Below are 13,834 nucleotides of genomic sequence, written 5' to 3'. Positions count from 1 at the left end.
AGGAGAGCACGCGGCACGACTCTCCGGTGCGAGCCTATGCGAATCAGGCGTCTTGTGGTGTGGGAAGGGTCTCCGGGGCCGGTGGATTCCCAGGTGGTGGGGTTGCGTCGGGCGATTTTTCGAGGTCTTCTCGGAGTTGGTCGATGACGGTCGACCAGGAAATCGCCGTGGTCTGCACCAGGCCGGTCTCCACATCCCGGGTGGTACCGCGGGCGATTCCGACGATGGCGCCATGCCCGGGGGAGGTGATCGAGTAGACGGCACTGCCAGAGTCGCCGTGGTCGGCGGGCAGCCCGTCGATCTCGAACCAGCCGTTGTTGATGGTGGTCACGGTGCCGCAGGACTCGCCGGTGGTGACGCCGTTGCGGCATACCGGCAGACCGGTGTGTGGCTGGATACCGCTACCGCGCTCAAGTCGAATCCCATTGGGGAGTACGTCGTTGATCGCCACGTCATCGCGGAATTTGATGGCCTCGTAATCGATCATGTACTTCGAACTGTCGATGCGATCGCCGTCCCGCAGATTGGAGCCGGCGATGACGAGGGCGCCGATGATGTTGCCCGTCGAGTCGTACACCGGGCCATCGGTGTCCATGGCGCAATGGCCGGCGGTGAGACCGAGCCGGGCATCGGGGTCGACGAACCCGAGCGTGCAGCTCTGGGTTCCCTGAATGATCTCCATCCCGGGAAAGACGAGGGGGCCATTGGCGAGAGCCGGGGGCGCCGAGGCAACGGCGATCAGCGCGGCCGCACCGAGGGCACTGCACAATCTGTTAGCAACAGGCAATTTGCGTCCCAACCCGTCTCTCTTGGTCGTAGGCAAAGTACAGAATAAGGGGCTTGTCAAAGGTCAGTCGGGCTGATCGAGCAGCTTGATCAGTCGTTTGGTGGCGATCAATCGGTAGGAGGCATCGAGCAGCTCGGCGACCTCGTCCCAGTCCACATCGGCGGCGCCGAAGTCCAGTCCGAGCCAGCCGAAGGGGCCCATATAGGCGGGGTAGTAGAAGCGTTCGTCCTGCAGAAGCGCGCGGCGCTCCGAATCATCCACCTTGAGCAGCACCGAGTAGGGGTAGGCGATCATCTCGCCCTTGGTGGTTCCCTTGGCGTTCCCGCCGAACATCGCGAAGAGCTTGCCGGCCTTGGCGGTGCCTGCCTTAAAGACGGGACGACCCCAGGAGATCTGTTCGGCCGCCTCGGGCAGGGCGAGCGCCAGCTCGCGTAGCTCGGCCAGCCCCGGATCGCTCTCGGTAAACATGATGGGGTGTGTGCCCATGGGCACATCCTAGGGTTCCTGGGCTGTCGGCCGGGTCCGTTAGCCTGCCGGTATGGATCCCGATATCCAGCGCCAATGGGGTGAGCTGGCCGAAGAGGTGCGCGGTCACCAGTTCCGCTACTACGTCAAGGACGCCCCTATCGTCTCCGATGGTCAGTTCGATGAGCTTCTGAAGCGGCTGACGGCGTTGGAGGAGCAGTACCCCGAGCTGCGCACTCCGGATTCGCCGACGCAGCTCGTGGGCGGCGCGGGGTTTGTCACCGAATTCACCTCGGTCGACCACTTGGAGCGAATGCTCAGCCTGGACAACGCATTCAGTTCCGAGGAGCTGACGGCCTGGGACGCTCGGGTACGCGGCGATATCGGTTCTGAGATCGGTGCGGAACCGGAATACCTGTGCGAGCTGAAGATCGACGGGGCGGCGCTTGCGCTCGTCTACGAGAACGGCGTGCTGGTGCGTGGGGCTACCCGCGGCGACGGTCGTAGCGGCGAGGATGTCACCCTGAACGCCAGGACCATCGAGGATGTGCCGGAAAAGCTCACGGCGTCAGCGCAATTCCCGATACCGCGGCTCTTGGAGGTCCGTGGCGAGGTGTTCTTCCGGTTGGAGGATTTCGAGGTGCTGAATGCTTCGTTGGTGGAGGAGGGTAAGCCACCTTTTGCCAACCCACGTAACAGCGCGGCGGGCACCCTGCGACAGAAGAACCCGGCGATCACCGCCAAGCGAAGGCTGCGGATGATCTGCCATGGACTCGGTCGTATGGAGAGTGCGGCGGGCTTCACGTTCGAGACCCTGCACGACGCCTATTTGGCATTGGGGGAGTGGGGATTACCTGTCTCTACCCACACCTCGAAGGTGCGCGGCATCGCGGAGGTGCAGGAACGCGTCGACTACTGGGCCGAGCATCGCCACGATGTGGAACACGAGATCGACGGCCTTGTCGTCAAGGTCGACAAGGTGGCGCTGCAGCGTCGTCTCGGCAGCACCTCACGCGCGCCCCGCTGGGCCATCGCGTACAAGTATCCGCCCGAGGAGGCGACGACCGAACTGCTCGACATCCGGGTGAGCGTGGGCCGCACCGGAAGAGTCACCCCCTTCGCATACATGACCCCGGTCAAGGTGGCCGGATCCACAGTTTCCCTGGCGACCCTGCACAACGCATCCGAGGTCAAACGTAAGGGTGTGCTCATCGGTGACACCGTGGTGATCCGCAAGGCCGGGGACGTCATCCCCGAGGTGCTGGGACCGGTTGCCGATCTGCGGGATGGATCAGAGCGCGAATTCGTTATGCCCGCAACATGTCCCGAATGTGGCACCACACTTGCCCACCAGAAGGAGGGTGACGCCGATATCCGGTGCCCCAACTCACGGAGCTGCCCCGCGCAGCTGCGCGAGCGAGTGTTCCATGTGTCGGGGCGCGGAGCATTCGATATCGAGGTGCTCGGATATGAGGCGGCGATCGCGCTGCTCTCGGCCGGTGTCATCGAAGACGAGGGTGACCTGTTCACGTTGACCGCCGATGCTCTGCTGCGCACCGATCTGTTCAAAACCAAGGATGGTGTTTTGTCCGCCAACGGAGCTCGGCTGCTGGACAACCTGGACAAGGCCAAGCAGCAGCCGCTGTGGCGGGTGCTGGTGGCGCTGTCGATTCGGCATGTCGGCCCGACCGCCGCGCGCGCTCTGGCGACCGAATTCGGCGACCTACAGGCCATCGAGGAGGCGTCCGTCGAACAGCTGGCGGCTGTCGAGGGAGTCGGAGGCACGATCGCCGCGGCCGTCGTCGATTGGTTCACCGTCGACTGGCATCGCGCGATTGTCGACAAATGGCGAGCGGCGGGCGTTCGGATGGCCGACGAACGCGATGAGTCGATACCACGCAATCTGGAAGGTTTGTCGATCGTGGTGACCGGTTCGCTGCCCGGCTTTTCGCGCGATGAGGCCAAGGAGGCCATCATCACCCGCGGGGGCAAGTCGGTGAGCTCGGTATCCAAGAAGACGGCGTTTGTCGTCGTGGGCGACGCACCGGGATCCAAGTACGACAAGGCTGTTGAGCTCGGGGTGCCGATTCTCGACGAGGACGGTTTCCGTGCGTTACTGGCCGATGGGCCACCGGCGTAGCACTGACAAAGTCTGGCGCCGAGCGTGAAGCTATGGCGAGAAATCGCTCGGAATCCCGCCATAGCTTCACGCTCGGCGCTAATTAGGGTTTCGGTGGCCCCGACAGATCAAAGACCCGCAAGTCGCCGTAATCCGTTGAGGAGTAGTGCGTCTCGACCCATTTCTGGATCTCGTCGGCCACCCGCTTGGAGTCGTCGTCTTTCTGTGGCTGCTCTTTCTGCTTGTCCTTGTCCTTGGCGGATTCGGCGTAGAACTCAACGGTGCCGTCCCGCGTGTAGTCGATGAACTGCTGCAGGGTGATGGGGTTGTCGCGTCCGGAGAATCCACCGATCGCCATCACCGGCGCGTTGGTCTCCAGCTGGATGGGCGCTGCGGTGCGGGTATTGGTGGTCGCCACCGGCCACCTGGCATCCGAATCCTTGATCAATGCCGCCAGCTTGGGGTCTAGCGGTTTCGGCGCCCGGCCTCCGAACTTGTCGTCGTCGGGCACGACCGGGCCCGAGGTGGACAGCCCGCCGACCTTCGGTGTGGTGACGTTCGCAATGGTGAACGCGATCGATCCGCCCAGTGAAACGGCAAGCGCCAGTGTGGCAATGCCAACCCGCAACCGTGCGGAGCGCTGCAACCCGCCAAGCGTCAACGCCACCGCCGCCGCGATCCCGCCGACAAGCAATACCCAGCGCAGCCAGGGCAGCCACGCGGGGTCTCGCCTCAGCAATACCCACCCCATGATGACGGCGGCAAGCGTCACGGCCGCGAGTCCGTACCGCCCGATGGCTTCGGATCGCTTCTCCCACAGCACGACTACGCCGACCGCTATCGTGCCCGCGATACCGGGCGCCATCGCCGAGGTGTAATACGGATGGAACTGTTGTTTCATGTAGGCGAGGATCACGTACGTCGAGACCAGCCAGCCACCCCACAGAATCAGTGCCACCCCAGCGGGATTGGCGATCAGGGCGCGATACCGAGCGACAAGCACGGCGACCATTCGCCGCCAACCCGTGGCGTCGGCGACTTCTGCGGTGCGGCTGGTGATGACGAATCCGAGGATCAGCGCGACGAGCGCCGCTGGGATGAGCCAGGCCACGTGGAAGGCTTGATCGTCTTCAAAGATCCGGAATAGGCCAGGCTGCCCCGAGAAGCTCGGTCCCGAACGGCCGCCACCGTAGCCACCCATGCCGCCACCGGAATCGCTGCCCAGCAGGCGATCCAGGCCGTTGTAGCCGACGGCCAGTGTCCACTCGCTGTTATCGGTCGAGTTGTCGACATATGGGCGACTGGCGGCAGGTGTCAGGGCGACCGCGAGCATCCACCAACCGGACGACACGACGACGGCGACGGCGGCAGTCAGCAGCTGCGCCAACTTGGCCTTCCAGCCGAACTTGGCAGCCAGCACGTAGACCACCAGCAGAGCCGGCGCCACTAGCAGTGCCTCCAGTGTCTTGCACAGGAATGCGAATCCGATACCGGCACCGGCCAGCGCCATCCAGCCTGCCGCTTCGCGTGACCGCTCGGTATTGAGCGCGCGGGTGGTGAAGTATGCGGCGATCACCATGCCGAAGACCATGGGGGCATCGGGATTTGAATGCCGGAACATCACCGAAACGACCGGGATCAACGCGAACACCGCGGCGGCCAGCAGACCCGCTTGTGGTCCGGCAAGGCGTTTGACCGCGGCGCGGATAAGGGCGGCGCTGGCGACCGCGAGCAGTGCCTCGGGGATGAGCATGCTGGCGCTGGAGAAGCCGAAGATCCTGGCGGACAAGCCCATCAGCCACAGACCGCCAGCGGGCTTGTCTACCGTCACATAGTTGTGCGGATCGAAGCTGCCGAAGAACCATGCCTTCCAGCTCTGGCTGCCGGACTGTACGGCGGCCGCATAGAAGGAATTGGACCAGCCGTTCTGGCTGATGTTCCACAGGTACACCACGGTGATGGTCAGCAGAATGGCGGCGAAGATAAGCCGTTCACGAGTTCGGCTCATGGAGGCGTCGATATCAGTCACGCCAGTGAGTGTGCCGGGCGATTCCGGGAATTCGCTGTACCGTTCCTGTGAGCTGGCCGCTACCGCAACAAGGTCGCGACGATCCCGGCCAGGTAGCCGAGACGGGCCACTTCTGAGGGCCGGAACTCGGGGCCGCCAGGACGCCCCAGCACCACGGCGGTTTCACCTGAACCCAGCGGCGCAGCGACCAACGTGGTGTCCATGTCCTTCCACAGCTGCGGTACCCATTCGGCGGCGGTCTCGAGAACCTGCGGATGCTCGAGCGGTAACCAAGGGGCGGCGGTGGCCTGTGTTTCCGGGGCCCCCGAGCTGCCGGCCACTCGGATGAAGCCGGTGCCGTCCTGACGCACCACGGTGCACCAATTCGCGCGCAGCACGTGGGGGGCTTCTTCGGCGAGCACCGTAAGGCGGGCGGATGCTGCGGCTGCGGCCACCCTGTCGATGAGTTCCAGCTCGCGGTGCGCCTCCAACAGGCCCGTGTGTGGGCGGATGGAGTGCACGCGAACGCCGCTCAACGTCTCCGCGGCGGTGATCAACGAATCGGGCATCGCACCGGGTGGCAGGTCGATGACGAGATCGTCGATGGCATAGCCCGGACCGCGCTCGACGACGTCGAGAGACAGAATGTCGGCGTTCACCGTGCCGAGCGCGACAGCGACCGACCCCAGACTGCCGGGACGGTCATCGAGCTGTATGCGCAGGAGATAAGACGGCACGTCGAACACTGTGGCACAGACTGCCGCGCGACGCCCTCTAGGCTGTCTACCCGTGACAGCTATTTCCCGCGATGAAGTGGCGCATCTGGCCAAGTTGGCCCGGCTCGCGCTGACCGACGCCGAGCTTGATGGGCTCGCCGGTCAGCTCGGCGCGATCTTGGGCCACGTCAGCCAGATCAGCGAGGTTTCCACCGACGAGCTCGACGAAGTCGAGGCGACGAGCTCGCCGCTGGATGCGGTGAATGTCACACGGCCTGACGTGATCGCCGATTGCCTCACCCCTGCTGAGGCGCTCGCTCAGGCTCCGCGGGTGGCCGAGGGACGTTTCGCGGTACCGCAGATCCTGGGAGAAGCAGAGTGACGGATCTCATCAGGCAGGACGCGGCATCGCTGGCCGCACTGATCCATTCGGGCGAGGTGTCATCGGTTGAGGTGACGCGCGCGCATCTGGATCAGATCGCCAGTACCGACGACACCTACCAAGCCTTCCTGCACGTCGCGGGGGAGCAGGCTCTCGTGGCCGCCAAGGACGTCGACGATGCCATTGCGGCCGGCTCGGTGCCTTCACAGCTTGCCGGCGTTCCGCTGGCGCTCAAGGATGTCTTCACCACTCGGGACATGCCGACCACCTGCGGGTCGAAGATCCTCGAGAACTGGGTTCCGCCCTACGACGCGACCGTGACCGCGCGGCTGCGCGAGGCCGGGATCCCGATCCTGGGCAAGACGAACATGGACGAGTTCGCGATGGGCTCCTCCACCGAGAACTCCGCGTACGGACCCACCCGCAACCCATGGGACATCGAGCGGGTGCCCGGCGGCTCGGGCGGCGGTAGCGCGGCCGCGCTGGCTGCCTTCCAGGCGCCCCTGGCCATCGGAACCGACACCGGTGGCTCGATCCGCCAGCCCGCGGCGCTCACCGCGACCGTCGGCGTAAAGCCCACCTACGGAACGGTCTCACGTTTCGGTCTGGTGGCTTGCGCTTCCTCGCTGGATCAGGGTGGCCCCTGCGCGCGCACGGTTTTGGACACTGCACTGCTGCACCAGGTGATCGCCGGACATGATCCGCGTGACTCCACCTCGGTCGACGAGCCGGTGCCCGATGTGGTGGCTGCCGCTCGCGCCGGTGCGACCGGTGACCTCAAAGGCGTTCGCGTCGGCGTGGTCTCGCAGTTGCGTGGTGACGGGTATCAGCCGGGTGTGATGGCATCGTTCAACGCGGCCGTCGAGCAGCTCACCGCACTTGGTGCCGATGTGGTGGAGGTGTCCTGCCCCCACTTCGAATTCGCTCTTCCGGCCTACTACCTGATCCTGCCGTCGGAGGTGTCCTCCAATCTGGCGCGGTTCGATGCCATGCGGTACGGCATGCGAGTCGGGGATGACGGAACGCATAGCGCCGACGAAGTCATGGCGCTCACCCGGGCCGCGGGATTTGGTCCAGAGGTTAAGCGGCGCATCATGATCGGCACCTATGCGCTTTCCGCTGGGTACTACGACGCCTATTACGGCCGGGCACAGAAGGTGCGCACGCTGATCAAGCGCGATCTGGACCGCGCCTATGAGCAGGTGGACGTGCTGGTCACCCCGGCCACCCCCACAACCGCATTCCAGTTGGGGGAGAAGGTCGATGACCCGCTGGCCATGTACCAGTTCGACCTATGTACGTTGCCGCTGAACCTGGCCGGACACTGCGGGATGTCGGTGCCCTCCGGGCTTTCGGCTGATGACGGGCTCCCGGTGGGTCTGCAGATCATGGCTCCTGCGCTTGCCGACGATCGTCTGTACCGAGTGGGCGCGGCATACGAGGCCGCTCGCGGAGCGCTACCTGCGGCGATCTAGCCGGCTGCGCTTTCTGAATGACGGCGCGATCAAGGCACCCGCGCTCTAGTGCGTGCACCGGCCCACCGATAGATTCGCTCTTATGGCATTGGCGCCCCCACGCGTAGCGACCCACAGTGGTGAGGTCGAAGGTTTTATCCGGCGCGGTATGCGCCGTTTCCGTGGAATCCCTTATGCCGAACCTCCGGTAGGGCCGCTGCGGCTGCGGGCGCCCCATCCCGTGCAGCCCTGGGAGGGAGTGCGCAAATGTCGGAGCTTCGGTGCCGCGCCGATTCAGCCGAAGGTATTCACGCCGCAAAAACGGCGCAGTGAGGACTGCCTGACGCTCAATGTGGTGACGCCGGAGGACTTGCCGGACGGGCCGCTACCGGTGATGTTCTACATCTATGGTGGCGGCTACTTCCTTGGTAGTTCCAGCAGCCCGCCCTACGAGGGTTCGATACTGGCGCGCCGCGGATGCGTATACGTGTCGGCGAACTATCGCGTGGGTGCGCTGGGTGCATTCGACCTGTCTTCGTTGTCCGATGCCGATCACGTCATAGAAAGCAACGTGTACCTGCGTGATCTTGTATTGGCGCTGCGGTGGGTCCGCGACAACGTTCGCGCTTTCGGGGGCGACCCGGACAACGTGACCATTTTCGGCGAGAGTGCGGGCGGCAGCGGCGTCGAGACCCTGATGGTCACCCCGGCCGCAGCGGGATTGTTCCATCGCGCGATCATCCAAAGCACCGCCAGTGGCCTCGCTGCTACCGCTGATTCGGTCGCACACGATGCCCGGCGATTCGCCGAACTCCTCGGCGCCACATCCGATAACGCCGCCGTGGCCGTCATGAATGCCTCGCCGAGGCAACTGCTGCGCGCGCAGCGGAAGTTGATCGCGGAGGGCGGGTTCCCGTTCGGGCCTTCGGTCGACGGCGACTATCTGCCGAGGCTTCCCGTGGAAGCCATAGAACACGGTGACGCGCAACGGGTTCCACTGATCATTGGCAGCAATGCCGACGAAGCTAGGCTCTTCACGAAGGTGATCAAGGCGATGCCGCTGTCCGAGGCCGAGCAGCAGGAGATTCTCTCGCGCGGAGGTCCCGGTTATCGGGAACGGATCGTCGCCGCCTACCCGGGATACCCATCGAAGGAAGCACGGTTGCGGCTGGCGGGAGACATGTTCTTCACGTCCTCGGTGTGGCGGATCGCTCAGGCGCACCAACAATTCGCGCCGGTGTACGTCTACCAATTCGACTACGCACCTTGGACGGTGCGGGCCGCCGGCTTGAAGGGATCCCATGCGACCGAGCTGCCTGCGGTTTTCGGCAACTACCGCGGACCCGCCGGGGCGCTGCTGGCGGGCAGCATCACCCATCGCGATGCATCACGAGTTGTCGATGACGTGCAGCAACGGTGGGTAGCGTTTGCGCGCAACGGATTTCCGAGTGAAGACTGGCGGTTATACCGTGGTCCGGACTGGCCGGTGATGGTCTTCGACCGTGAGCCACGCGTCGAGGACAACCTCGGCACTGACCGTCGCGAGGTATGGGCCGGGTTCACGCTGAGCGTTCCGAGCCGGCTGCCGAAAGCCTCGTAGCGCTGCCGCTCGGCGCAGTCGCGGGCATGATGGGGCTATGCGTATCGGAGTGCTCACCGGTGGCGGAGACTGTCCCGGACTCAATGCCGTCATCCGTGCGGTGGTACGAACCTGTGCCAACCGCTACGACTCGCAGGTCGTTGGTTTTCAGGACGGCTGGCGGGGTCTGCTGGAGAACCGGCGTATTCAGCTGGCCAACGATGACCGCAATGACCGGCTGCTCACCAAGGGCGGCACTGTGCTCGGCACCGCGCGTACCAACCCCGACACGTTGCGGGCCGGGCTGCACCAGATCAAGCAGACCCTCGACGACAACGGGATTGACGTGCTCATCCCTATCGGCGGGGAAGGCACGCTGACGGCGGCCAGCTGGCTCGCCGACGAGAACGTACCCGTGGTCGGTGTGCCCAAGACCATCGATAACGATATCGATTGCACTGATGTCACTTTCGGGTTCGATACGGCGCTGACCATCGCCACCGACGCCATCGACCGGCTGCACAGCACGGCCGAATCCCACCAGCGGGTCATGCTGGTGGAGGTGATGGGCAGGCATGCGGGGTGGATCGCGCTGCACGCCGGGCTGGCCTCCGGTGCGCATATGACGTTGATCCCCGAAGTGCCGTTCGACGTGGAAGAAGTGTGTCGCCTCATCAAAGGCCGCTTCCAGCGCGGGGATTCGCATTTCATCTGTGTGGTGGCCGAGGGCGCCAAGCCCGCCGAAGGGTCGATGGAGCTGCGTGACGGGGGAATTGACGAGTTCGGGCATCAGCGATTCACCGGGGTGGCCCAGCAGCTGGGGGCGGAGATCGAGAAGCGCATCAATAAAGAGGTACGCACCACCGTGCTCGGTCATGTGCAGCGTGGTGGTACCCCGACGCCGTTTGACAGGGTGCTGGCAACCCGATTCGGCGTGAATGCGGCTGACGCCGCCCATGCCGGGGAGTACGGGATCATGGTGTCGCTGCGGGGGCAGGAGATCGGGCGGGTGCCGTTGGCGGAGGCGACTCGGCAGTTGAAGCTGGTGCCGAAGAATCGCTACGAGGACGCCGCCGCGTTCTTCGGCTGAGGGGTCCTTGGCTCACGGCGGGTAGCCGAGGTCAGATCCACCGCGCGACGGCGGCCACCGTGTCGGTGGGCGCGGTGTTGAAGCAGATCTTCGCCTGGGGTGCATGGGTGTGGACCACGTTGAGGATGATCTCGAAGAGCACGAGGTTCGACGGCATGGTGCGTATGCCCGCGCCGATGACCACGCAATCCCACGTCCGCGCGTCAAGTGCCCTCTTCAGCTGTGCGGTGACCGTGTCGGGCATAAGGCTGATGAGGCACAGTTCGGCCGTGTAACCCTCGGCATTCAGGATGGCCGCCGATTGCTCCAAACCGGTCTGGATGTCGTCAGCGGTCAGGCCCGTATCGGCGAACTCGGGCATGCTGAAATCGATCAGGTACGGATCAATCCCGATGACCACCACACTGCCGCTCACGAGATCACGGTACCTACCACCTGCGATTTGTGTGCACTTTGCGTCTGCTCGGTGCATAAAGCCGACCCATTAGGATCGCAGCATGACTGAACTGTTGGACTACGACGACGTGTTGACCCGATACGAGCCGGTGCTCGGCATGGAGGTCCACGTCGAACTGTCCACGGCCACCAAGATGTTCTGTGGCTGCCCTACAGCATTTGGCTCCGAGCCGAACACCCAGATCTGCCCGGTCTGCCTGGGTCTGCCGGGCTCGCTGCCGGTCGTCAACGAGAAGGCCATCGAATCGGCCATCCGTATCGGGCTGGCGCTTAACTGTGAGATCGCCCCGTGGGGCCGGTTCGCCCGCAAGAACTACTTCTACCCGGACCAGCCGAAGAACTACCAGATCTCCCAGTACGACGAGCCGATCGCCTTCAACGGCTACCTCGACGTTCCGCTGGACGACGGCACCATCTGGCGGGTCCAGATCGAGCGTGCCCATATGGAAGAGGACACCGGCAAGCTGACGCATATCGGCAGTGAGACGGGTCGCATTTCGGGGGCCACCGAGTCTCTTCTGGACTACAACCGAGCCGGTGTACCGCTCGTCGAGATCGTCACCAAGCCCATCGAGGGCACGGGGGCGCGGGCACCGGAGATCGCTCGCGCCTATGTGACGGCGCTGCGAGACCTGTTGCGGGCTCTGGATGTTTCCGATGTGCGGATGGACCACGGGTCAATGCGCTGCGATGCCAACGTATCGCTCATGCCCGCCGGTGCCGCTGAGTTCGGCACCCGCACCGAGACCAAGAACGTCAACTCGCTCAAGAGTGTCGAGGTGGCGGTCCGCTATGAAATGCGGCGCCAGGCAGCGGTTCTCGACGCGGGTGACGAGATCATCCAGGAGACGCGGCACTTCCTGGAGCAGGACGGCAGCACCAGCGCTGGGCGGCGCAAGGAAACCGCCGAGGATTACCGGTACTTCCCTGAACCCGATCTCGAGCCCGTCGCACCCAGCGCCGAGCTGGTCGAGCGGCTACGCGGCACCCTTCCGGAGCTGCCCTGGTTGCGGCTGGGCCGCATTCAGCAGGAGTGGGGTGTCTCCGATGAGGTGATGCGCGACCTGGTGAACAACGGCGCCGTCGAGCTGGTGCAGGCCACCGTCGCTGAGGGGGCCGGCAGCGAGGAGGCCCGCTCGTGGTGGGGCAACTACCTGGTGCAGCAAGCCAATTCACGTGAGGTCGACTTGGCTGCGCTTCCTATCACCCCGGCCCAGGTGGCTGCCGTCGTCGTGCTGGTCAACGACGGCAAGCTGTCCAACAAGCTGGCCCGGCAGGTGATCGATGGGGTGCTCGCCGGGGAGGGTGAGCCCGAACAGGTGATGACTGCCCGCGGACTGGTTATGGTGCGCGACGATTCGGTGATCCAGGCCGCCGTCGACGAGGCCCTGGCTGCCAATGCCGATGTCGCGCAGAAGATCCGCGATGGCAAGGTGGCGGCCGCCGGTGCCATCGTCGGCGCGGTGATGAAGGCCACCAAGGGTCAGGCCGACGCGGCGCAGGTCAAGGACCTGGTGCTCAAGGCCTGCGGCCAGAGCTAGCTAGTCCAGGTCGTCATTGGCGCGGGGGAATCCGCCGCCCTTCGGGAACAGCGGGAACACCACGTCCTCGGTGTCGGTGGCGGTACCGAAGTCCTTGTTGATGGAACCGCCCCAGACGTTGCCGTCGGCCGAGAGCTTCAGCGACCGCACGTGACCGTGCTGCTCCTTTTGGCGGAGCACCTCGGGATCGCCGGTGACCGCGCCGGTCTCGGGGTTCTGGCGCACCACCACCGTGGTCTGGTTGAACACCAGGTTGACCATCACCGAGTTGTCCAGTGCTGCGCATCCGGCCACACCAGGCTTGTCCGGCCAGTTCCACACCGTCGAGATCTTGCCGTCCTTGGTGAGCTTTTGCAGCCGGTCACCCGCGGGCGAGCGGTCGGTGACATACAGCGCGCCGTTGGCGGCATCCACACACATGGCGCCACCTTCGCCGATACCGGAAATCGCGGTCGTCGGCGGTACCTGGCCCAGCGTGGTGGGCTGCTCTAGGCGGATCACCTTGCCTGCCAGCGAGTTCGGGTCGTTTGCCGATCCGGGATTACCGGCATTGCCGGTTTGCACGACCAGAGTGGTGGGGCTGGTGAAAGCCAACGATCCCGCATTGCCGGTGGGGCCCTTGGGAATTCCGGTGAGGATATCCTTGGGCACATCTCCGTCGGCGACGCGAATCACCCGGTTGTCGGTGGGGGTGCTGATGTAGGCGTACATCAGCCGGTCCTGTTGGTACGAGGGGGAGAGCACGATATCGGACAGTCCGCCGTCCCCCGAGGGGTCGACGGGAATGACCGTCTTCACCTTCGGCTCGGCGCTCGTCGCGATCTCTTTGATGACACCGGTCGCGCGCTCGGCGACCAATGCGGTCTTGCCGTCACTGCCCATGATGAGCCCGCTGGTGGCTTCCAGGCATCCCTGCATCACGCCCTCGGCGGGGCACTGCTTGGGAAACGGCTTACCGGGCAGCGGCGGCGGCGGGGTGGTCGTGGTTTGGGCGACCCCACGCCTGGGAACCTCGGTAAACGGCTGATCCTGCGTGGGATTGAACCGCACACAACCCGATAGCAGCGTCACCGCTGCGGTTACCGCCGCCATCGAACCGACAATCAGTCTTTTCCCCGATGGCTCATTGGTCGGTCCCTTCACGGGATTTAGCCGGATGTCGCCGGCTCTGCGGCTCCGGCAGCGAATGAGCATGCCCGCAAGATTACGGACCTTACGGCGTTGCTCGCCACATTCG

The 13,834-nt window shown here is 64.7% G+C and carries 12 protein-coding genes; 6 read left to right on the top strand and 6 right to left on the bottom strand.

Annotated features, from left to right (window positions below):
• Positions 1 to 43: 43 nt before the first annotated feature.
• Complete coding sequence (locus tag MLB1_RS03020) at positions 44 to 787, bottom strand: hypothetical protein (protein WP_180748233.1); 744 nt, start codon at positions 785 to 787, stop codon at positions 44 to 46.
• Positions 788 to 850: 63 nt separating this feature from the next.
• On the bottom strand, positions 851 to 1,273 hold the full coding sequence (locus MLB1_RS03015) for an MmcQ/YjbR family DNA-binding protein (RefSeq protein ID WP_180748232.1): 423 nt from the start codon (positions 1,271 to 1,273) through the stop codon (positions 851 to 853).
• Positions 1,274 to 1,325: 52 nt separating this feature from the next.
• Here MLB1_RS03015 and ligA point away from each other — a divergent pair, with 52 nt between their 5' ends.
• Positions 1,326 to 3,392, top strand: a complete 2,067-nt coding sequence (gene ligA / locus MLB1_RS03010) for an NAD-dependent DNA ligase LigA (protein ID WP_180748231.1) — start codon at positions 1,326 to 1,328, stop codon at positions 3,390 to 3,392.
• An 82-nt stretch (positions 3,393 to 3,474) separates the two neighbouring features.
• Here the strand turns inward: ligA and MLB1_RS03005 are convergent, their stop codons facing one another.
• A complete protein-coding gene (locus MLB1_RS03005) occupies positions 3,475 to 5,379 on the bottom strand; it encodes a glycosyltransferase family 39 protein (protein ID WP_180749659.1) in 1,905 nt (634 codons plus the stop codon).
• An 80-nt stretch (positions 5,380 to 5,459) separates the two neighbouring features.
• Entirely contained in the window at positions 5,460 to 6,116 is a 657-nt protein-coding gene (locus tag MLB1_RS03000; RefSeq protein ID WP_180748230.1) for an amino acid-binding protein, read from the bottom strand.
• Positions 6,117 to 6,168: 52 nt separating this feature from the next.
• Between MLB1_RS03000 and gatC the strand changes: the two genes are divergently transcribed.
• The 4 genes from gatC (at position 6,169) to MLB1_RS02980 (ending at position 10,600) form a co-directional block, all read left to right on the top strand.
• The gene (gatC, locus tag MLB1_RS02995; protein WP_180748229.1) at positions 6,169 to 6,477 is read left to right on the top strand and encodes an Asp-tRNA(Asn)/Glu-tRNA(Gln) amidotransferase subunit GatC; all 309 of its coding nucleotides are present in this window, start codon (positions 6,169 to 6,171) and stop codon (positions 6,475 to 6,477) included.
• Positions 6,474 to 7,952 carry an Asp-tRNA(Asn)/Glu-tRNA(Gln) amidotransferase subunit GatA gene (gatA, locus tag MLB1_RS02990; protein ID WP_180748228.1) on the top strand — a complete coding sequence of 493 codons (1,479 nt, stop codon included), beginning with the start codon at positions 6,474 to 6,476 and terminating at the stop codon, positions 7,950 to 7,952. The genes gatC and gatA overlap by 4 nt, the downstream gene beginning before the upstream one ends.
• 82 nt (positions 7,953 to 8,034) lie before the next feature.
• The gene (locus tag MLB1_RS02985) at positions 8,035 to 9,531 is read left to right on the top strand and encodes a carboxylesterase/lipase family protein (RefSeq protein WP_180748227.1); all 1,497 of its coding nucleotides are present in this window, start codon (positions 8,035 to 8,037) and stop codon (positions 9,529 to 9,531) included.
• A gap of 37 nt (positions 9,532 to 9,568) precedes the next feature.
• Positions 9,569 to 10,600 carry an ATP-dependent 6-phosphofructokinase gene (locus MLB1_RS02980; protein WP_180748226.1) on the top strand — a complete coding sequence of 344 codons (1,032 nt, stop codon included), beginning with the start codon at positions 9,569 to 9,571 and terminating at the stop codon, positions 10,598 to 10,600.
• 31 nt (positions 10,601 to 10,631) lie between these two features.
• Here the strand turns inward: MLB1_RS02980 and MLB1_RS02975 are convergent, their stop codons facing one another.
• The gene (locus tag MLB1_RS02975) at positions 10,632 to 11,015 is read right to left on the bottom strand and encodes a hypothetical protein (protein WP_219602539.1); all 384 of its coding nucleotides are present in this window, start codon (positions 11,013 to 11,015) and stop codon (positions 10,632 to 10,634) included.
• Between the two features lie 82 nt (positions 11,016 to 11,097).
• Here MLB1_RS02975 and gatB point away from each other — a divergent pair, with 82 nt between their 5' ends.
• Positions 11,098 to 12,597: an Asp-tRNA(Asn)/Glu-tRNA(Gln) amidotransferase subunit GatB gene (gatB, locus tag MLB1_RS02970; protein ID WP_180748224.1), complete on the top strand. Its 1,500-nt coding sequence runs from the start codon at positions 11,098 to 11,100 to the stop codon at positions 12,595 to 12,597.
• On the opposite strand, the gene MLB1_RS02965 is transcribed toward gatB, so the two are convergent.
• Positions 12,598 to 13,791 carry a PQQ-dependent sugar dehydrogenase gene (locus MLB1_RS02965; RefSeq protein WP_180748223.1) on the bottom strand — a complete coding sequence of 398 codons (1,194 nt, stop codon included), beginning with the start codon at positions 13,789 to 13,791 and terminating at the stop codon, positions 12,598 to 12,600.
• Positions 13,792 to 13,834: the final 43 nt, after the last annotated feature.

The organism is Mycobacteroides sp. LB1 (assembly GCF_013449725.1).
Classification (GTDB): domain Bacteria; phylum Actinomycetota; class Actinomycetes; order Mycobacteriales; family Mycobacteriaceae; genus Mycobacterium.
The sequence above is the reverse complement of the archived record's forward strand: the minus strand, read 5'-3'. Positions and strand labels throughout refer to the sequence as shown.

What these genes read in the sequence shown, in the direction of transcription:
- MLB1_RS03015 (WP_180748232.1), bottom strand. Translation starts at nt 1,273, where the DNA reads ATGGGCACACACCCCATCATGTTTACCGAGAGCGATCCGGGGCTGGCC.
- ligA (WP_180748231.1), top strand. Translation starts at nt 1,326, where the DNA reads ATGGATCCCGATATCCAGCGCCAATGGGGTGAGCTGGCCGAAGAGGTG.
- MLB1_RS03005 (WP_180749659.1), bottom strand. Translation starts at nt 5,379, where the DNA reads ATGAGCCGAACTCGTGAACGGCTTATCTTCGCCGCCATTCTGCTGACC.
- MLB1_RS02985 (WP_180748227.1), top strand. Translation starts at nt 8,035, where the DNA reads ATGGCATTGGCGCCCCCACGCGTAGCGACCCACAGTGGTGAGGTCGAA.
- MLB1_RS02980 (WP_180748226.1), top strand. Translation starts at nt 9,569, where the DNA reads ATGCGTATCGGAGTGCTCACCGGTGGCGGAGACTGTCCCGGACTCAAT.
- gatB (WP_180748224.1), top strand. Translation starts at nt 11,098, where the DNA reads ATGACTGAACTGTTGGACTACGACGACGTGTTGACCCGATACGAGCCG.
- MLB1_RS02965 (WP_180748223.1), bottom strand. Translation starts at nt 13,791, where the DNA reads ATGCTCATTCGCTGCCGGAGCCGCAGAGCCGGCGACATCCGGCTAAAT.